This window comes from Streptomyces sp. NPDC127114, from assembly GCF_042677525.1.
Lineage (GTDB): Bacteria > Actinomycetota > Actinomycetes > Streptomycetales > Streptomycetaceae > Streptomyces.
The window spans coordinates 256,992-274,742 of the sequence record NZ_JBHXTJ010000004.1 but is presented as its reverse complement, the minus strand read 5'-3'; the positions used below and the strand labels follow the sequence as shown (position 1 = coordinate 274,742).

Annotated in this window: 18 protein-coding genes and 3 pseudogenes; 6 read left to right on the top strand and 15 right to left on the bottom strand. The window is 68.7% G+C overall.

Features of this window, described 5'->3' with window-relative positions:
- Window positions 1–474 precede the first annotated feature (474 nt).
- Complete coding sequence (locus tag ACFVGS_RS06785) at window positions 475–672, top strand: hypothetical protein (protein ID WP_385691111.1); 198 nt, start codon at window positions 475–477, stop codon at window positions 670–672.
- A 791-nt stretch (window positions 673–1,463) separates the two neighbouring features.
- Here ACFVGS_RS06785 and ACFVGS_RS06780 read toward each other — a convergent pair.
- From ACFVGS_RS06780 to ACFVGS_RS06735, 10 genes are all read right to left on the bottom strand, one after another.
- The gene (locus ACFVGS_RS06780; protein ID WP_385691109.1) at window positions 1,464–3,269 is read right to left on the bottom strand and encodes an IclR family transcriptional regulator C-terminal domain-containing protein; all 1,806 of its coding nucleotides are present in this window, start codon (window positions 3,267–3,269) and stop codon (window positions 1,464–1,466) included.
- Window positions 3,266–3,856, bottom strand: a complete 591-nt coding sequence (locus tag ACFVGS_RS06775; protein WP_385691106.1) for an RNA polymerase sigma factor — start codon at window positions 3,854–3,856, stop codon at window positions 3,266–3,268. The genes ACFVGS_RS06780 and ACFVGS_RS06775 overlap by 4 nt, the downstream gene beginning before the upstream one ends.
- Window positions 3,850–4,128, bottom strand: coding sequence for a hypothetical protein (locus ACFVGS_RS06770; protein WP_385691105.1), 279 nt, complete (start codon window positions 4,126–4,128; stop codon window positions 3,850–3,852). Before ACFVGS_RS06770 ends, ACFVGS_RS06775 begins: the two co-directional genes overlap by 7 nt.
- Before the next feature lie 328 nt (window positions 4,129–4,456).
- On the bottom strand, window positions 4,457–5,563 hold the full coding sequence (locus ACFVGS_RS06765) for a hypothetical protein (protein WP_385691102.1): 1,107 nt from the start codon (window positions 5,561–5,563) through the stop codon (window positions 4,457–4,459).
- Window positions 5,564–5,568: 5 nt separating this feature from the next.
- On the bottom strand, window positions 5,569–6,453 hold the full coding sequence (locus ACFVGS_RS06760) for a lactate dehydrogenase (protein WP_385691100.1): 885 nt from the start codon (window positions 6,451–6,453) through the stop codon (window positions 5,569–5,571).
- The gene (locus ACFVGS_RS06755) at window positions 6,450–7,595 is read right to left on the bottom strand and encodes a hypothetical protein (protein WP_385691097.1); all 1,146 of its coding nucleotides are present in this window, start codon (window positions 7,593–7,595) and stop codon (window positions 6,450–6,452) included. Before ACFVGS_RS06755 ends, ACFVGS_RS06760 begins: the two co-directional genes overlap by 4 nt.
- Window positions 7,592–7,990 carry a hypothetical protein gene (locus ACFVGS_RS06750; RefSeq protein WP_385691095.1) on the bottom strand — a complete coding sequence of 133 codons (399 nt, stop codon included), beginning with the start codon at window positions 7,988–7,990 and terminating at the stop codon, window positions 7,592–7,594. The genes ACFVGS_RS06755 and ACFVGS_RS06750 overlap by 4 nt, the downstream gene beginning before the upstream one ends.
- A gap of 86 nt (window positions 7,991–8,076) precedes the next feature.
- On the bottom strand, window positions 8,077–8,247 hold the full coding sequence (locus tag ACFVGS_RS06745) for a hypothetical protein (RefSeq protein WP_385691092.1): 171 nt from the start codon (window positions 8,245–8,247) through the stop codon (window positions 8,077–8,079).
- The gene (locus tag ACFVGS_RS06740; RefSeq protein ID WP_385691089.1) at window positions 8,244–8,753 is read right to left on the bottom strand and encodes an ATP-binding protein; all 510 of its coding nucleotides are present in this window, start codon (window positions 8,751–8,753) and stop codon (window positions 8,244–8,246) included. Before ACFVGS_RS06740 ends, ACFVGS_RS06745 begins: the two co-directional genes overlap by 4 nt.
- A complete protein-coding gene (locus ACFVGS_RS06735) occupies window positions 8,750–8,929 on the bottom strand; it encodes a hypothetical protein (RefSeq protein ID WP_385691087.1) in 180 nt (59 codons plus the stop codon). Before ACFVGS_RS06735 ends, ACFVGS_RS06740 begins: the two co-directional genes overlap by 4 nt.
- A gap of 284 nt (window positions 8,930–9,213) precedes the next feature.
- On the opposite strand from ACFVGS_RS06735, the pseudogene ACFVGS_RS06730 reads away from it, so the two are divergent.
- From ACFVGS_RS06730 to ACFVGS_RS06720, 3 genes and pseudogenes are all read left to right on the top strand, one after another.
- Window positions 9,214–9,441: pseudogene (locus ACFVGS_RS06730) on the top strand (helix-turn-helix domain-containing protein); the annotation flags it as partial.
- A gap of 202 nt (window positions 9,442–9,643) precedes the next feature.
- Window positions 9,644–10,150, top strand: coding sequence for a DUF5753 domain-containing protein (locus ACFVGS_RS06725; RefSeq protein WP_385691151.1), 507 nt, complete (start codon window positions 9,644–9,646; stop codon window positions 10,148–10,150).
- Window positions 10,147–10,344, top strand: a complete 198-nt coding sequence (locus ACFVGS_RS06720) for a DUF397 domain-containing protein (RefSeq protein ID WP_385691085.1) — start codon at window positions 10,147–10,149, stop codon at window positions 10,342–10,344. The genes ACFVGS_RS06725 and ACFVGS_RS06720 overlap by 4 nt, the downstream gene beginning before the upstream one ends.
- A 1,018-nt stretch (window positions 10,345–11,362) precedes the next feature.
- Here the strand turns inward: ACFVGS_RS06720 and ACFVGS_RS06715 are convergent.
- The 4 genes and pseudogenes from ACFVGS_RS06715 to ACFVGS_RS06700 form a co-directional block, all read right to left on the bottom strand.
- Window positions 11,363–12,040, bottom strand: a complete 678-nt coding sequence (locus ACFVGS_RS06715) for a hypothetical protein (protein ID WP_385691083.1) — start codon at window positions 12,038–12,040, stop codon at window positions 11,363–11,365.
- A 277-nt stretch (window positions 12,041–12,317) separates the two neighbouring features.
- A complete protein-coding gene (locus tag ACFVGS_RS06710; RefSeq protein WP_385691081.1) occupies window positions 12,318–12,923 on the bottom strand; it encodes an SMI1/KNR4 family protein in 606 nt (201 codons plus the stop codon).
- A 98-nt stretch (window positions 12,924–13,021) separates the two neighbouring features.
- Window positions 13,022–13,641 (bottom strand): annotated as a pseudogene (locus ACFVGS_RS06705) (IS5 family transposase); the annotation flags it as partial.
- A 1,364-nt stretch (window positions 13,642–15,005) separates the two neighbouring features.
- Window positions 15,006–15,269, bottom strand: coding sequence for a hypothetical protein (locus ACFVGS_RS06700; protein WP_385691079.1), 264 nt, complete (start codon window positions 15,267–15,269; stop codon window positions 15,006–15,008).
- 160 nt (window positions 15,270–15,429) lie between these two features.
- On the opposite strand from ACFVGS_RS06700, the gene ACFVGS_RS06695 reads away from it, so the two are divergent.
- Both ACFVGS_RS06695 and ACFVGS_RS06690 read left to right on the top strand, forming a co-directional pair.
- Complete coding sequence (locus tag ACFVGS_RS06695; protein WP_385691076.1) at window positions 15,430–16,233, top strand: hypothetical protein; 804 nt, start codon at window positions 15,430–15,432, stop codon at window positions 16,231–16,233.
- 51 nt (window positions 16,234–16,284) lie between these two features.
- The gene (locus tag ACFVGS_RS06690) at window positions 16,285–16,635 is read left to right on the top strand and encodes a hypothetical protein (protein WP_385691074.1); all 351 of its coding nucleotides are present in this window, start codon (window positions 16,285–16,287) and stop codon (window positions 16,633–16,635) included.
- On the opposite strand, the pseudogene ACFVGS_RS06685 reads toward ACFVGS_RS06690, so the two are convergent.
- Window positions 16,624–17,484, bottom strand: a pseudogene (locus ACFVGS_RS06685) (IS5 family transposase); the annotation flags it as partial. The gene ACFVGS_RS06690 and the pseudogene ACFVGS_RS06685 overlap by 12 nt on opposite strands.
- Window positions 17,485–17,751 lie beyond the last annotated feature (267 nt).

Below are 17,751 nucleotides of genomic sequence, written 5' to 3'. Positions count from 1 at the left end.
TGCACAGCGCAAAGTTCACAGTCGGTGCGTCAGCCAACGACATAGCCAGGAGTCACGTCAAGGGGATGCTCAACATGTCCGGAAGGGGGAATTCCATCCTGTATAGCGGATATACAGCGACATGATGAGCTGCCGGAGGGAGGGATTGAGCAGCTATCGACTACGAAGGGTTGTCGGCTAGGGACGGCTTGGCGAGGGAGCAACTAACCGCACGATAAGCGCCGTTCACTCCAGCGACTACAGATCCGGAAGCCCTGCAGATCAGGAGATCCCCCTACGGCCGTGCGATCGGTCCCGAAGAAGGAGTGGCACCGAAAGTGATCAAGAACACTCGCCTGTCGGGAACCGGACCCTGCGGGCCAGCGCGGGGTCACACAGCGATCTGAACAGCGCACATAGGCCATCCGGCCTGCTGGGTGAGGCACTCCCGTACGAGATGCTGCACGCGTCGGAGAACCGGATGCTGCACGACCCGTGGCCGGCGGCACTGAACAGGCTCAGGTGCGCGGGGAGGACCAGCAGAAGCTGTTCACCGAGGCGTGTCTGCACGGGCTGCGGGCATGGCTATGCGACGAGGTCGACTCCCTGGACCGTTACCTACCGCAGCGGATCGCGGCGATGGCGAGGAAGGTCGCCGACGTCCTGGAGGAGCCGCGGCCGGCCACACCGTGACACTGGGGACGCGGCATCGTTGGACGGTGCGACCCCCGAGCCGGGCCCTGGGATGTCATGGCCGATCCCCGGGGCCCGTTGCGTGTCTAGAACGGTCGCTCAGGTCTGGAACGAAGGCGACGGCAGATGATCCCTGACCGCACCGGGTGAAGGACGGGGCGCCGAAGCTCGGCGCGATGCCGGGGCGGGTCGGTCCCTTCGGCCCGTACGGTGTTGGCGCGCGCGACCCTGGAGACATAGAGATCGAGATCCTGGCCGTGCCCGACTGCCCCCACCAGCAGCTCCCCGAGAAAAGGCTGCGACAGGCTCTGGACGCCGCCGGGCTGACCGTCAGCAACATCGCAACACGCGTGATCGCTGACCTGGCCGAGGCCGAACGGTCTCGGTTCACCGACTCTCCGCCGATCCTGATCGACGGCCGCGACCCATTCGCCGAGCGCGGTGCCATCCCATCGCTCGTCTGCCGGATCTACCGCACCCCGACGGCCCGGCCGGAGCACCCGGCGTCGACCAGCTCCGCCGGGCCCTCGACGCGGCCGCTGACCCGGGATAGCGCCAATGCTGTCGGTTCACCAGGAAGGAACGAGGTCTTGGCCGGAGGGGGTGGGCGCGGTCGCCCAGCCCTTTGAGCAGTACCGGGGCGGAACGCGAATGCCCCCCGCGCGCCGGTCGGCGTTACCCGCCATCGCGGCCAAGGCCTGCCGCGTCCTCAACCGAGTGGCGGACACGACGCACTCCGCCTCTGACCGGGCGGCGCCCTCGGCCAGTAGAGGACTCCCGTCCCCTCCGCGTCACCCTGCCCTCCTGCTCAGCTCGGGCAGCGTCGTGCCGTTGAGCTTCGCCGCTGCACGGACGCTGCTGGGCACGGCTACGGACGACGCGGAGTCCGTGCCGCCCGGCTCAGCTTGGCCAGGTGCAGCGGAGCGTGCTGCGGGCGCCGGAGGGGGCCCTGCGGTCTTGGACTCGGAAGCAGCCCCGGGACTGGTAGCGGGATGCATGTCGTCGGCGAGCAGGTGTGCGAGGAGGATCCCTGTGGCGCGGTGGCTGAGGGTGCGTGCGGCGTCGACGAGACGCTGGTGCTCTGTGGCCGGCAGGGACAGGGCGATGCTGGAGGCTCGGCCGGGTAGTCCGAGTGAGTAGGCCACGCACAGCGCGGAATCGGAGTACTCCAAGAGGTCGAACTGAGCCGAATGCGGGCCGGGGGCGTCGAGCGTCTCGATCAGGGCGCGGCGGCTGGTGATCGTCCGCTCAGTCAGGGCGACGGAGGGGTAGCGGGTGAGGTGGTTCATACGGCCGCTGAAGTCGAGCTGGGCCAGGAGGCTTTTGCCCACGGCGCTGGCGTGGGCGGTGTCACGGAAAGGCGCCCATTCGTCGACGGGCGGCGCGGTGGTGCTGAAGGCGGATTGCCTGATGGTGATCTCTCCGTCGGTGTAGGTGCTGACGTAGACGGCGGCGTCCAGCTCGTCGCGGAGCGCGCCGAGCGTGTCCTGGAGAAGGGTCTGCTCGGGGTCGTGGCCCGTGGCCAGGATCATCAGGGGGCCGGGGAAGTGCACGGTGTCGCGGGATTCGACGAAGCCCTCGTTGGCGAGCCAGTGCAGCATCCTTGCGGCGACGTCCAGTGGCATCCGGGCCCGGCGGGCGAGTGTTCTGGTGTCGATGCCGTCTGAGGTGTGGACGAGCATGAGCATGTCGCGGGCCCGCTGGGTGAGTTGCCAGCGGGCGGGCACGACGGCAGGGGTGTTGCTGTGGCGGGCCATGTCGGTCAGTACTGCCGGCCGCAGTGCGCTCGCCGACCACCAGGGCTCGCTGCTGCCCAGACCGGGCGTCGGAGTAGCGGCCGCAGGCGGGGGCTGAAGGTCGGGGACATCCAGGGACAGTCCCCCGATCAAAGCCGTCAAGCGTGGCCGTTCAAGATCGGGTGAGTCCTCCACCCTCGGGGTCGGCCCGTGCGGTGTCGGCAGCACAGGGGGCGGGACAAGGACAAGGCCCGGCCTGAGGGTTCCCTCGTCAACCCGCTCCTGTTCCGCTCCAGGCTTCTGCGGCAGAGCTGGCTGGGGGCCGGTGAGGGCCTGGGCACGTGGTGCTTCCGAGCGGGCCGGGTGATGTGTCGAGGAGAGCCGTTGGCGAATCTCGTCGAGGAACTGCGGGTCCTCGACGGGTGCTCCAGCTGCCTCGCCGGCGGGGTGGTCGCTGGTGTCGTCGAGCAGACGGCGGGCGTCGCCGTGGCCGTGCCGGGCGGCCTCCTCGAGGAGGAACCGCGCTTCGTCTCGCCACTCCTCGCTCGTGCGCAGAACGACGACGGCGAGCCGGAAGAGACCACCAGGGTGCCCGGCCGAGGCGGCCTCACCGAGCAGGTCCGCCGCGGTGGCCAGCTCACGTCGCAGCAGGGCCTTGGAGCCGAGCCGGTACATCGAGTTCGCGCGTGAGCGCTGCTCGGCGTCGAGCTCGTACAGGTGAGTCAGGGGACCGAAGTCGCCATGAGGGCGGTCCCAGTAGTCCGGCGGCCCCGAGAGCCGGGTCACGAGCGTCAGCAGCTCAGCCGGCCCTTCGAGCGCCGGGCGACCACCACTGCCCTCGTTGAGGCTCACATCCGTCACCTGTCCTTCCCCCCGCGTTGCGTCTTCTTTCGATGGCCGTTCCGGATGTGCGCGCCGAGTCTGACGCGCAGCTGGGACACGGCGGTGTGCCGGTCTTTATGGACCCGTTCGGTAGTTATGCCCAGGGTCTCGGCGATTTGCGCATCGCTCAGACCCTGGCTCTGGAGCTGGACGACCTTGCGGTGCTGTGTCCGCGGCATGGCGTCGATCGTGGGGATGACCAGCTCCTCCATCGGCTCGATGGCGTCGAAGGGCTGCCCCTGGGCCGGCACGGTCGGCAGCAGGTCTGCTTCGTCCAGGAGCGCGAGATGCTTCTGCGCCTTCAGCACGTCCGTCGCCAGGTTCCTGGAGGCCGCCCGCAGGTAGGCGGGAAGGTTGGTCTCTGGGCCGAGCTCTCCGGACAGGACCTTGTCCGCGACCTTCATGTACGCCTCGTGAGCCACGTCCCGGCACGCGTGCCGCGTGAGCTTGCCGCCGAACTTCTTGAGCAAGATCAGCGTCTCCGCGACCAGGAAGGTCTTGTAGCAGTCGGCCAGGCGCTGCGCGAGGTCTGGCTCCGACTCCTGAGAGGCCTCACCCGCTACCACCGATCACGCTCCTTCGCCAGCGGCAGCAGCATCCTGCTCTCGCTCACGTGCACGATCACCGTGGGCGAGTCCGGCGCCGTCGCGACAATGCCCACCTGGACGGTGATTCCGGCCGTGACGGTCACTGGGTCGTCGGTGTGCGCGGGGCAGGAAGAACCATCGGTGTGCCGCATCAGCACTGTGCGCTGCCGCCGTTCCCAGTAGGCCTGCACCGCGACGGCCGCGATCTGCACAGCGGCCGCGGCGGCCGGGACGAGGCCGGCCCAGTCCATGGACCACGTCATGTGAGTCGTTCTCCGGTTTCGCTCTGGAGGCAGCGCGTGGGATGCGCGCCTTTCGACTCCTTGACGGCCCAATCCTCGCTGTTCTCCCTCTGGGATCAGAGATCTCCGAAGAATGGAGGAGTATGAGCCGCTCTTGATCGAGCTCGATCGGGAACGGCTCCTACCCTGTTCGCGTCACCCTGCTCTCGAGCGCCCTTCGGTTGGGACATGGTGTCGCGGAAGCATGCGGTGCGAACCCGCCGACGATGTCTCTCGCGGGCCCGGCTCGGGGTGGTGGCCGGTCCGCCATGGGGTATGGACCGGCCGGTTCGGGGAGTCAGACGCCGAGGCGGGCCACGGCTTCCTTGAGGATGGCGGCGTTCGCGGCCGGGTCGTGGCTCATGACGAGTCCCTGGTGGGACAGGGCGTCGAGGTGCGCGCGCAGGGAGGTGTGGTCGCCGGGGGTGGACAGCAGGCCGAAGATGTCGGGGTAGCGGTCCTCCGTGACGGCGGTGAAGAAGTCGCCGCGCTGGACGCCGCGGCTGTTCTCGGTGAGCCGGGGCGCGGTACCAGCGGTGATCTGCGGGTAGAGGATCCCGACGGCGTAGCCCTCGGTGGCGAGCGGCATGGACAGCCATGTGGTGAGCTGATCGGGCCAGAACTGCGGCTTCAGCTCCTTTCCGTTCGCCTTCCACAGCGGCTCGCGGCGTCCGGCGAGGAGGGCGTCGGTGACCTTCTGGTGCTGGGTCGGGTGCATCTGCTCGCCGGAGGCGAGGCGGGTACGGACGGTCTCGAAGAGGTCGAACGCGTCGAGGAGTCCGAAGCCGAACGCCGCGGCGGACGGCCAGGGCAGAACCTGCACCACGCCGTGCTCGTCGACACGGGCGAAGATCCGGTCGTTGGCGAGGAGCTGCCAGCCGGCGCGGGCGAGGGTGAGGCCGGTGGTGGTCTTGCCCGCGCCCTTGTCGCCGAGGGTGAGGATCGTGGCGCCGTCGGCGTCGGTGACGGCGGAGGCGTGGAGGATGGACCATCCGTCAGCGAGAAGCTGGGCGCGGATGAGTTCGCGGGCGAGGCGGGCGGCGGCGGTGGCGATGTCGGTCTCGTCGGTGCCGACGATCCGCAGCAGCCGCCAGTCCTCGTCCCAGCGGTAGGCGAGCGAGCGGTCTTCCTGCACTGCGGTGACCAGTCCGCCGTTGCGGACGACGAGGAGCTCGGCGCCGGCGTACTCGACCGTCTCCGCGTCGCCCTGCTCGACGACGTCGGCCAGGGCCAGGAGCTCGGCCTCGTCGAGGTCGGCGGAGACGGTGGGGCCGTCGATCTCGGTGGTGGGCTCGGCGCTCCACCAGCCGCCGAGGTAGCGGGTGGCCCAGGCGGGGACGGTGTCGGTCATGCTGGTGACGGTGACGGCCTGGCCGTCGGCGGTGGTGATGCGTACGGCACCCATGCGGGTCAGATCTCCTCGGTGAGTCGGGTGTAGGCGGTGTGGAGCTTCTTTGTGGCCGCGTCGAGCTGGGCGGACTCGGAGTCGTCGAGCGGCGGCGGACACAGGGCTGGGGTCCCGTCGGTGTAGTGCACGGGCATCCCGAGCCAGACGCCCGTCTCCTGACGGACGGACACCTCGGTCATGCCGTCGGCGATGCCGAGGCTGTGGGTGAGGGCGTCCAGGGCGGCGCCGGCGGGGCCGAGGCGGGTGCGCCCGATGCCGTCGCTGATCCGGCGGGGCCGGGCGGCGAGTTCGTCACGTACCTGCTGCACGGGGACGGTAACGGGCTCGCCGTGGACGGTGGTGGTGGACGCGCAGATCACGGCGGCGTCGCCGTGCTCGCCGATCACGTGCCCGCGGACCGCTTTGACGGGGACGCGGAGGTGTCGGGCGAGGGTGAGGTGGTAGCGGGCGGTGTCGGTCGCCGCGCCGATCCCGACAACCCTCTGGCAGCCGCTCCGCTCGGCGAAGAGGCGGGCGAGGACATCGACGGGGTTGGTGACCATGACGGCGACGCCGGTGTAGTGGGTGAGCTGCCGGGCGAGATGGACGATGAGCGGCGCGTTGGCGATGAGCCCGGCCATCCTCACGTCCCTGGGGGCCCGGTTGGTGAAGGGGGCGCGGGGGGAGAGCACGATGGCGTCGCAGGCTCCCATGGCCTGCGGGGTGGTGACCGTGACCCGCATGGGTGCTCCGGTGACCTGGGTCAGGTCCTCCAGATCGGTGACGAGCCCGCGGGCGCTGGCCTGCGAACCGGAGGCGACGAACAGCTCGTTGCACCAGCCGGAGGCGGCGAGGAGCGCGCCGACGCTCTGCCCGACCGCTCCGGCTCCGATCAGTCCGATCCTCATGGTGCGGCTACCGCCTCTCGTACGCGGGTCAGATACAGGCGCCACCACGTCGCCCCGTCCTCGGTGGCCGCGAGCGGGGCCGTGGCGTGGTCGAGGAGGGTCGTGACGTGGCGGGCGCGATCCCTCACCCCGGCCGCGTGTGCGGACAGCGGCAGGTCCGCCGGGGCGGTCAGGTAGGTGGTCAGGATGTTGAGGGTGTCCATGAGGACCAGGAGGACGAGCTCGCGCATCCATCCCGTCCGCTCGTCGGCGGGCAGGCGCCGGGCGGACGCCCGGACGAACGAGTCGAGCCCGGACAGGATCACGCCGACGGCGGCCGGCCGGCAGGCGACCAGGCCGAGCGCCATGCGGGAGATGAGCTTGGCCGTGTCCGCGACCTCGTGACCGCGCATCAGGCCCGGGTCCAGGTACACCGGCCGCCCGCCGTCCGCGGGGAAGGTGGCGTGCTCCGGCTTGAGGTCACCGAAGACGACCGTCCCTGCCGGGGTGGGAGGGATCCGGCGGGTCCGGCGCAGCCGAGTCGCCACCGTCTGGAGGACCTCGCCGTGTCCGGTCTGCCGCAGGTAGACCGGGCCGCTCAGGCCGTTGAACTTGCGGGCGAACGTGCCGGAGATGCCGCGCTCGCGGATCGGTGCGCTCTCCACGGCTTCGGCGACGCCCTCTCGTGCGAGACCTTCGGCGACGTCCCGCACGACCAGGCCGAGCAGCTCACGTGTGCGGCCGGGCTCGGCCGCGATCAGATCCGTGAGCGTCGGGCCTGTCACCGGCTCGGTGAACAGGACGCCGCGGGCGTATCCGGCGAGCGCCACCGTCCTGAGACCGGCGGGGCCGGCCAGGGTGCGCAGCTGGACGGCCTCGCGTGCCATGAGCGAGTCAGGCGAAACCAGGTAGGCCGCTTGCCGGGCCCGTACGGTTGCGAGGTCACCGCACGCGCCGCGCAGCAGCGACACCAGGGAGACCCCGCAGACCGAGACCTTCGCGTACAGGTCACGGCCGTCGATGGTGAGCCGCTGTACGTAGCTGGTGACGCTGGGCGTCACCGGGCCCGGCACTACTTCGGCGCCCGGCCACACTGACCGTGCCGCCATCAGTACCTGTTCGCCCGCCATCGCGAGCAGGTCAGCCGCCGCCGGGGGCGTCACGCCGACCACCCGCCCGTCAGTGCGCGGACCGCGGGATCCGTCACGGTGGAACTCGGGCGGGGCCGGCGGCAGATGCAGCCGGCGGCGGGCATCGCGGCAAGGGTGTAGAGGACGTGCCCGGGGCCGGTGATACTCACCGCCTCCGGGACGTACGCGTGACGGGTGAGCCGGAACGCGATGTCCTCGTGCCCAAGACGGTCGTCGATCCAGCGGCGCAGGGTGGCCCCCGGGAAGGGCCGGCTGTCGCCAGGGTTGTCGTCGAGCCGGTCGGCAAGGTGCTCGGCCGCCGCCGTCAGCCGCCGCACGGCGCCCCACGGAGTCGGGGCGGCTTCGCGGGACAGGAGCCAGATGTGCGGTTCGGCCGGGGTCCCGGCCCACGCCTCGCAGTGGATCACGGCCGAACCTCCTGCATGGCGGCCGACGCGCGGCGCACCGAGAGGGTCGGGGCCAGGGGCGTGTAACTCCCTCCGGTCGGCGCCGCTCACGGGCTCACCGCCGGCGGGTCGTCCGGGCCGTCGGAGTCCTCGAGCGTGAAGAACGCGCCGACCAAGTCAGCCAGGTTCTCCAACGCGTCGTCGAGCCGGGAGGCAGCCCACTGATCGTGCAGGTCCTGGGCGGTGGCCTCGACGGGCTCGCGGCGGGGGGCGGTCACGGCTCCACCACCTGCTTTGCGGCGAGCTCGCACCAGATCCGCTTGCCGGTGACAACCCGCTCGACGTCCCACCGGTCAGCCAGGACGGCGACGAGGAACAGGCCGCGGCCAGACTCCTCCTCACCACTCGGGCAGGCCCGCACGGACATCTCGGCCCGGTCGGTGTCCAGCACCATGATGCGGACAGCCCTCTCGCCGGTACGGGTGACCACCACACCGACGGTGCGCGAGTCCGTGTGAACCACGGCGTTGGTGACCAGCTCGGAAACCAGGAGCTCAGCCGTCTCGGTCAACTCCTCCAGACCCCAAGTCTTCAGAGCGAGCACGACACCGTGCCGGGCCTTGCCAGGGGCCGTGTCGCGGGCCACGTAGTTGGCGCGGTAGCTGGGCGGGTCCACGGAGACGGGGGTGATGTGGTCCGGCATGACACTCACCTTGATGACGTGGTTGTTCTGCAGGGTGCGCCGGCGGTCCGGCAGCGCGCGGGCGATCAGGTTGTTCGTCACCTGGCGGCTCCACTCGTGCGGCGGAAGCTGGGGGCGCTGAACAGGTCGAAGTACTGGTCGCCGGCGTCGGAGGTCCAGCGGGCGGCAGGGCCGTGGGCGCGAGCGAACTGCGCCCCGGGGTGGGCCTTGCGGTCGGGCGTGGGCTTCGGGGTGGTGCTCGGGTTGGGCGTGGACATCGCCGTTCCTCTGCGTTGGAGGCTGCCGAGTTGAGGTGGTGGCGGCCACCAGGAGCCCGTCCCCGACGGGGGTCGGGGAGGGATCGCAGGGCCTGGTGGCTGCCGAGGTCGGGCGTCGTGCAGGCGTGCCCGACCTGGTGACGGAGCGCCACAAGTGATCTTTCCGTGACGAACTGTCACTTCTCTGCGAGAGCTAGAGTGCTCCTCAACCCACCGGGTGCGCAACAGGCGCACCCACCCGAATTCTTGTCCACCCTCGACGCGCCAAACCCGGCGCGGGCACAATGCGACCCGAGCGAGGGATGCACGCACCCGTGGGTGACATGACGTCACCCGGCAAGGCAGAAGGGGGAGTAATGCCGAACCAGAGAGCCAGGCCCACCCTGCGGCGTCGCCGCCTCGGAGAGCAGCTGGCGGCAAAGCGCGACGAGGCTGGCCTCAGCCTCGAAGACGCCGCGGCGCTCATGGGCTGGGACAAGCCCACCATGTCGAAGATCGAGAACGCGCGACGGCATATCTCCACCAAGGAGGTCGAAGACCTCCTTGGTCACTACGGTGTCACCGACCGCGAGTTCATTGGCGGCATGGCCGCCCTCGCCCGGGACGCCGGCAAGAAGGGCTGGTGGGCAGGGTTCGGTGCCGTCGGGGACTCCTACCAAGACCTTCTGAGCGTGGACACCGACGCGGAGGCGGTGCGCTTCTTCATCACCGAACCTGATCCCCGGCCTGCTCCAGCGCGGCGCCTACGCCCGGCAGGTCATCAACTCCTCCGCCATCACCCGGACCGACGAGGACAAGGAAGCTCTCTCCCGCCTCCGGCTGGCCCGGCAGTCCGTGCTCGAACGCTCCCCGAACCCACTGCGCCTGTGGGCGGTGATCGGTGAGGCGGCACTACATCAGAGGTTCCCCGACCCCAATGCCATGCGCGATCAGCTCGCGTATCTGCTGGAGGTCTCCACCCGCAAGGGCATCACGGTCCAGGTGATGCCGCTCGACTGCGGAGGGCATCCCGGCCTGGCTGGGATGTTCAGCATCGTCAGCTTCCCCTCGCCGTGGCCCACCGTGGTCAACCTGGAGAACCTGCGCGGCGGCACCTTCGTGGAAGGGACCAACGACGTGACGATCTTCGAGGAGGCCTTCGACCAGATCGTCGCCACCGCGCAATCGCCAGACGAGTCGCGCGAGACCATCAAGAAAATCATGGAGGAGAAGCACTCATGACCGCACCCGCCCCGGACAGCCCGGCCTGGTTCAAGTCCTCGTACAGCGCCGGCGAGCAGGACTGCGTCGAGGTCGCGGACATGCCCGGCGTCCTGTACGTCCGCGACTCGAAGCATAGGACCGGCCCGACCCTCTCGTTCGGGCCAGCGGAATTCTCCGCGTTCGTCGACTACGCCTCGACGCTCAACGTCTGACCTCTCACACGATGGGCCCGGCTCCCCGTACGTCAGGGGAGACCGGGCCGTTCCCATGTCACAGAACGGGCTTCTTGCCGGACCCACTGCTCTCGTGACCGGCCGACCCCCGGTCGCGAGGGTGAGCTGGACTCCCCCCGCCGCACGCCACGACTGGCTGTCCCGTCTCGAGGACAGCCACCGGGTCGAACGCTCGCCCGGGCACCCGCTCCTGCGCATCGCGTGTGAGGCAGCCGCCGTCGGCCCTGGCGTACGGCGCTGTCAGCGCGCAGCCCACCGTCGTCGGCTCCGTGGTCCCCGTCCAGGTAGAGGTGAGCACTGCCGTGCTCTGGGCCATCGTGAACGAGATCGACATGAAGGTAGCGGCGCGGGTCGCTGGCTTATGGGATCCCGAGTGAGCCGACCAGCGCCTGGTGGAGCGGCTCGACGCACTCGCGCATCAGCTCGCGTCGCTGCCGGCCCGGCACTCCGAGGGCGATCCCTCCAGCGGCGGCCGCGGCCGCCGCGACCCTGCTGCCATACATGAGCGCCTGGAGGGCGGCGTCCGCTGCTTCCAGTAGCGGGACGTCGCTGCTGAAGGCGGCCCGGGTCGCAACGCGGACGGCCAGTCGCTACCACTCGGCTCGGTACGCGGCGCGGCGCACAGCTGCGTTCTTCGCGGGGACGCGGGTTGCTGGGTGCCAGAACGTCGCATCGGTGCGCTGCACCCCGTCGAGATCCTGCCCGGCGAAGAAATTCCCGGCAGCGCGGGCCGCGCCGCCCAGCAGCTTCCGTCTTCCGCCTGAGCTCGACCTCCTGCAGGCAGCCGCGGCCTCGGCGGCGAGCCCCGCCTGGACGACGACATCGAAGGCCGGTCGTCGCGGTATCTACGCCGCAGCCAGCGGCGACGAAAACACAGTCCATGCCCGTCGCACAGCTCGCGAAGCGTGCTGCCGATTGGAGCCCGACCCCTAGCGGGGCCCGGCCTCGCATTCGTCGCGTCTGGAGTAAGCAAGAGGAAGAGTGAGGGGCGTCAACATCAGAAGGAGGAACCGTCCTTGAGGACCGACAAGATCTCGCTACCGAATTCGTAGCAGAGTTGCCGAACTTCTCTTCCGGGCCCAATTTCCCAGAGTTCCAGGCCATCGGAGGACCTCAGGATCACATTATTGCATCGGCGCTCGATTTCAATATTCCGCGTGCCGAAATATCCAAGTCCATACTCGGCCAGTGTTCCGTCGACACCCTCAAGATAGGTCTGACGTTCAACCTCGCCAGCGATCACCGAAAGTGATTGCTGGACACCTGCGTCCTCACCAATCGTCAACTGGCGCACTTTCATGAGAATGCTCTTGGTTGCCTCGGGGCGCATCTCCTCCCAGACTTCGCACAGGTGGATCCAGGAAGCCATAACCTCCAGTTGAAGCTCCTGGTTCCCTTCTGGATAAAGGTCACCCTCATCCGCAAAGATGGAGGCCCTCGAAATCTCCTCCGCGGCAGCACGCAATGAGCCATCCTCGGCATTCTTTAGAGCTGATTCGCTCGCTCTCTCCACCGCTTCCAGGACCTGCCTGTCGATCCCCCACTCTTGCGGCATGGCCAATCCCATCAACGGCGCCTGGAGACGCCATAGAGCTAGGATGGCTGCTTTGCGGCGTTGCGTGGGCGTCATGCTTGCCACTTCACGTGCAAGATGCTCGTCTTTGTACCAGTTCACCAGTTCTCCCTCCGCCTACCGATAGCCGTAACTCGCAAGGAACTCATTCCAGGTGCCGTAGTCTCGCCAAATATAGATGGATTGACCCGGAACCTTCTGCTTTGACCCCGTAGTCACTCGCCCTGTCTGGACAGCGCCAACTTGCGGAAGCCAGTCCTCGCACCCCATAGAAGCAGGGCAGGCGTTTCGGCTAGTAGCGCCAGCAATGGGGTTTAGAGGTCATCTCGTTTGGTTCTCCGGGAACTGGTGACCGCCTGTGGCTGTCGTGGCGGAAGGGTTACATGCCGCGGTCCGGCCCGCTCCACGGTTCTGGCCGTTCGTCGGTGGTCATCGGAAGTCGGCACAGCTGTACCGGGCCGGGGTAGAAGGCGGAGGTGTTGGGGCCGGCCATGTCTTCACCGATGAGGTAGCGGTAGAGCCATTCGGCGAAGCTCATGTCGTACCGTGCCCAGCCGCCTTCGCCGTCTTCGACCAGGAACCAAGGGGCCGTGTCGTCCGCGGCCATGAGGAAGATCATCTCGGCTCGGTCGGTGCTGGCGATCGGCCACAGTCCGTTGCGGGTGCCGAAGCTCAGCTCCGTGAGTCCGAACAGCACACGGGGATCTTCGTCGGCGTCAAGGTCGAGTTCATCCCAGGGCACGTCGTTCCAGGCCCGGACCGTGTCCGTGATCCACTGGCCCAGGTTCCATCGCTCGGTCGCGGGATGGAACAGGTACAGGTGTCCGTTGAGGTGGATGGGAGCGTATGCATCCACGAGGGCCTGGTAGTCGGTCGGCAGCCGGATGTCGAGTTGTGCGTGGAGCTGGTCCCAAGCCGTGGGGTCCGGGCAGCGGTTTTGCGCCGGGCCGAGCATCGCCATGGTGGCGGCCAGGTAGTCGGTCATGGCGTTCCTCGTTGGTGTGTGCCGCCTGTGCGGGAAGCAAGCCCTCTTGGGGTATTCGGGGTATGGCATGGATCATCCCAGCCCGGAGGGCTCGCCGGTCAGGCTGTCAGCCTGCGGTAGCAGATCAGGGCGGCGGCGATGCCGGCGAACGCCAGGAAGTGTTCGGCCTTGCGCTCGTAGCGATGATGCAGACGGCGGCACCCGGACAGCCACGCCACCGTGCGCTCCACGGTCCACCGATGACGGCCCCCTGGGAGGATTCGATGTCCCGACGCGCGATGCGCGGTGTGATGTTGCGGGAGCGGAGCCACGTGCGAAGCCGGTCGAAGTCGTATCCCTTGCCACCGTGCAGCTTGGCCGGTCGACGGCGGCGCGGCCCGCGGCGGGACCGGATCGGCGGAATGCCCCCGCACCAAGGGCTCCAGCCCCTGGCTGCCATGGGTGTTCGCAGCCGAGATTCCGATCGATAGCGGCAGACCGTTCCGCTCGGTGATCAAATGGATCTTTGATCCCTTCTTGCCGCGATCTACGGGATTCGGACCTGTCAGGGCCCCCCTTTCGTCGCCCGCATGCTCACGGAATCGATCGCGCACCGGGACCAGTCCAGGGCGCCGCGGGCTCCGAGTTCGTCCAGGACCAGGCGGTGCAGCTTGCCCCACACCCGGGCCCGGCTCCACTCGGTGAACCGGCGGTGCGCGGTTGGCCCGGACGGGCCGAACCGGCGCTGCCCGAGTCGGAGCGGTGGGCGCTTGTGGCACGTGGGATCACCGAGAACGGTCAGTTCATCAAGGCAGCTGGACGGTCCCAATCCGTAACGGCGACACCACGGTCTACCTCCGGCCGGATGAGGTGTACCAGCTGATGAACGACGGTCTGCGCATACGGCGCGCCCCCGATGCCGCCCCCACTCCGGCCGCGGACCGCGTGAAGAGCCGAGAGGACCTACGCGATGCTCTGGGAGTGGAGGATACGCCGGTGCTCTTCTTCCAGAGCGTCCCCGATCATCCGAGCGGGATCGTTTCCGGCATGTACGCCGACGGGCGGCCTGCGGGATGTCCTGACGCACCAGAACACACTCCGGAGTCCCTATGGCTTCAACTGGTCCTCGGACTACAAGCGTCCAGGGCCGATGCTGACTTTCACCCCGAGCGAGTTCGCGGCGTTCACGGCGTTCGCCGCTGCCTTCGAGGTCTGACCTTCAGACAGGCGAACGAGGCCCGGCTCCCCCGTCCTTACCGGGGGAGCCGGGCCGTTCCCGTACACCCGCGCTCTCAGATGCCTCTCAGTTACGCACCGGGCTCCGAGGGCGCCCCAACGGCTCTGCCGCGACCAAGGGCCAGCGCCTGGCCGGCAGACGTACGAGATTCCCAGCAGGCCAGCGAGCAGGGCTCCGGTTGGGCAGGATGTGAGCTCTCGCCCGCTGGAGGTCAATGGTGACCGAGCACTTCGTAGGCCAGCCCGCCCGTTCCGTACGCCGAAATGGATCTTTAGAGCCCGTGACGCGAACCGCCCGCAGCACCATCCCCCGGCAGGCATCGGCGCCTGCCGTTGAACCATCAGCTCCGCTAGCGTTCCAGAGTGTCCTCTGCGTGCCGTCCGGTACCGGCATCATCCCGGAAGTCCGCCGGATCACGACCCAGTGGCTCAGCGACAAGTTCCGACAGCCCGCCCCGCTGGAGACCGGCACCCACTTCCTACGCGACCACGTCGTACTGACAACCCAGGCCTCCTACCACGCTGACGGCGCCGAGCACGGGCTGCGGATCCAGCTCCGCGAGGAACCCGGAAGCGACGTGGCGTGTCACTATCACCGCCGTCGCCCCCGTCGCTGCCAAGCAGGCGGTGTGCGTGACGCTGGAGTGCTTCGACAACGGCATCACCGCACTGCGGCCGGCGCGACCGGCGCTGGTCGAGAAGCTCGTGGAAGCGCTACGGCCCCGTGACGGTCTCGCTCACCTCACGCTGCACGCCCAGGTCGTGGACACCGGCGGAGTCGACGCGCTAGTGGACGTCCTGTGCGATCCCGATCGGCGCCTCCCTGTTGTGGTCGCAGCCCGCCCTCTGCAGCCAGACTCTCTGTGGTCACAGCGGCTCCAGAAGATGATGCCGAAGTGCGCCGGTGATGCCTCCCTCTACCTCTTGGACGACGTCGAGGCGGTCGGCGCCTTCCGACAGGTGATTGGCGAGCATCACCGGGTCGCTCCCGGCGCGGTGCGCACCTTCTTGCCCGACGTGGATCCGGCCTGGGCGCCCGACGGGCCCCGGCACCGACTCCTCACCGGTGCGCGGATCAGTGCGCCAAAGGATCTGGCGTTCATGCTTGTCGCCCGGCAGGTCCAGCGTCACGCGCGGGAAGCGGAGCTACCTGGGCCGCTGCTGACCGTCTCGTTTCCGGACGAGCAGCAGCGCAAGCAGGAAAAAAACGTCGTGCCGCGCACACGCCCAGGCGGTCCCCGCCCATGCCCTGGAGAAGGAGGTCACGGCGCTTCGGGAGGAGAACGACGTCTTGACGCAGCTCCTGTCCGAGGGCGACCGGGATCTGTCCGAGACCCGCCGCCGGGAAGCACTCGCCGAGCGAACCGTGCAGCACCTTCGCCAGCAGCTCCAGCAGCTGACCGAGAGCTACCACCAGGAGCTCGAGGACCACCTGCTGACGTTGGAGGACGTCGAGCGCGCACAGAACGAGGCTCGGGTGCTGCGCCAGCGGCTGCATGCGCAGGGCCGGCCTGCGGACACGGTCGTCTTGGAGCAGGCCGCCGCGCAGCCGGCGTCATTCGAGGAGCTGACGCAGCGCCTGGGCGAGCTGGAGCACGTCCTGTTCACAGCCGAGATGGCAATCGTCCTGTCGCTTGACGACCACGAGCTCGCGCGTACCTGGGCAGCGAAGGCGTGGCAGGGTCTGCGGTCGCTCGACTCCTACGCGCAGGCACAGAAGGAGGGGCTCGTGAACGACGGGTACTTCGAGTTCTGCAAGACCGTCCCCGTGCCCGGCGCCCGGATTTTCCCTGCGAAGCAGATCGCGATGGGCGAGACGGAAGCCACCAAGATGGCATGGGGCGGCGAGCGGATCTTCCCCGCCCCGATGGAACTCGAACCGAGCGGGCGGATGCCGATGTATGCGCACTTGAAGCTCGGCTCGAAGGGAACGATCTCCCCGCGACTCTACTTCTACGACGACAGCCGCGGTGTCACCGGGCAAGGTCGTGGTCGGCTATCTGGGCCCCCACCTCACCAACCGCAAGACCTGCTGACCGGGAGTCTTGACGGCAACAAGCCCGGACCTACTCGTTCTCGAAGCCGTCCGGGCTAGGACTTGTCCGGCCGATCAAGGTGCACCCAGGGGTTCTGCAAGGATGCTGTGATGAAGCACATGCCGGATGACCCGTCGCTCCTGCCCGCCCCGTGGTGGGTGCCCGATGGTGGCATGCACAACTTCGAGCTGGAACTGCATCGCGAGCTTCCCCCTGGGCATCCACTGCATGGAGTGCAGGCCAGTGCTGTTGCACGATGCGAAGGATGTGACGACGTCCTGTTCAGCGTCGCGGACCGGCCGTTCCCCTGGGCTATGGTTCACCTGACGTGGACGGGCCGCGAAGAACGTGCGCCGTGGCCGATGACAACGCCGCTTGCAAGCTTGACCGAGCTCCTCACCGAGTGGGCCGACCACGGCTGCAACGACGACGAGGCATCGTCTGCGGAGTCACCTTCGTAGCCAGATGGCGAGGGCTGCCACTGTCGCGGTTCCGAGGAAGACATAGCCGCGTTTGTCATAGCGAGTGGCGACCGCCCGGTGCTGTTTCAAACGGTTGATCGCGCGTTCGACGGTGTTGCGCTTCTTGTACCGCTCCTCGTCGAAGCCCGGTGGCCGTCCGCCGCGGGAACCTCTGCGCAGCCGGGCGGCCCGCTGTCGGTCTTCTCCGAAATGGTGTGCCGGATGCCCCGTCGGCGTAGAAACTCGCGGCAAGGCCCGTTGCTGTAAGCCTTGCCGGCCGCGACGCTGTCCGGCTTCTTGCGGGGTCTGCCCGGCCCGATCTTCGGGACGCGGATCTTCTCCAGCACCGGTTTGAACTGGGTGCAGTCTGCCTGCTGACCTGGGGTAACGACCAGGGACAGCGGACGGCAGCGGCCGTCGGCGCTCAGGTGGAGCTTGCTGGTGAACCCGCCCCGCGAGCGACCCAGGCCCTCACCTCCAGCACCACCTCCACCAGGCGGGCGAGAAGGCTCTGCCACGGTGTCTCGCCTGGTGTTCTGCCGGCGCTTCCCCCTTTGAAGCGGGTGCCGGCGGCGGATTGGTCCGGGCGCCGGCCGCGTGCTGATGCGCACGGACGATGGTGGAGTCGACCGAGATGTCCCGATCGATCTCGCCGGCCGCTTCCGCTGCGGCCTGGACCTGCTGGAGCAGCCGCTCCCACGTTCCGTCCGCGGACCACATCCGGTGGCGTTCGTAGACCGTCTTCCACGGGCCGAACCGTTCGGGCAGGTCACGCCACTGAACCCCGGTCCGAACTCGGTGCAGAATCCCGTCGATCACCTGCCTGTGGTCCCGCCATCGGCCACAACGTCGCTGGAGATCCCGCCGGACCGTCGTCAACCGCCGCCGTACGATGGCCGCGTGACCGCTCGCCGTACGCTCGGCGCAGGGCCCCACGTGGCCCCTGCTCCCATTCGCGCCGCCCAGGCCGACCTGCTCGGTGCGCTCCCTGAGATCCGCCTTGACGACCTTGATGCGCTGCGCGACCGAGGTGTTCTCGGTGGCCGCCCCACGACGGCGCCGAGCGCGCGCCGTACGCTCGGGGCTGGCGGCCGCACCGACGAGGTGTAGCCCGTC

Excerpts from the sequence above, each read along its gene's own strand:
- ACFVGS_RS06735 (WP_385691087.1), bottom strand. The coding sequence starts at position 8,929 with ATGTCCACGCCCAACCCGAGCACCACCCCGAAGCCCACGCCCGACCGC.
- ACFVGS_RS06690 (WP_385691074.1), top strand. The coding sequence starts at position 16,285 with ATGAAGCACATGCCGGATGACCCGTCGCTCCTGCCCGCCCCGTGGTGG.
- ACFVGS_RS06710 (WP_385691081.1), bottom strand. The coding sequence starts at position 12,923 with ATGACCGACTACCTGGCCGCCACCATGGCGATGCTCGGCCCGGCGCAA.
- ACFVGS_RS06760 (WP_385691100.1), bottom strand. The coding sequence starts at position 6,453 with ATGAGGATCGGACTGATCGGAGCCGGAGCGGTCGGGCAGAGCGTCGGC.
- ACFVGS_RS06720 (WP_385691085.1), top strand. The coding sequence starts at position 10,147 with ATGACCGCACCCGCCCCGGACAGCCCGGCCTGGTTCAAGTCCTCGTAC.
- ACFVGS_RS06765 (WP_385691102.1), bottom strand. The coding sequence starts at position 5,563 with ATGGGTGCCGTACGCATCACCACCGCCGACGGCCAGGCCGTCACCGTC.
- ACFVGS_RS06770 (WP_385691105.1), bottom strand. The coding sequence starts at position 4,128 with ATGGACTGGGCCGGCCTCGTCCCGGCCGCCGCGGCCGCTGTGCAGATC.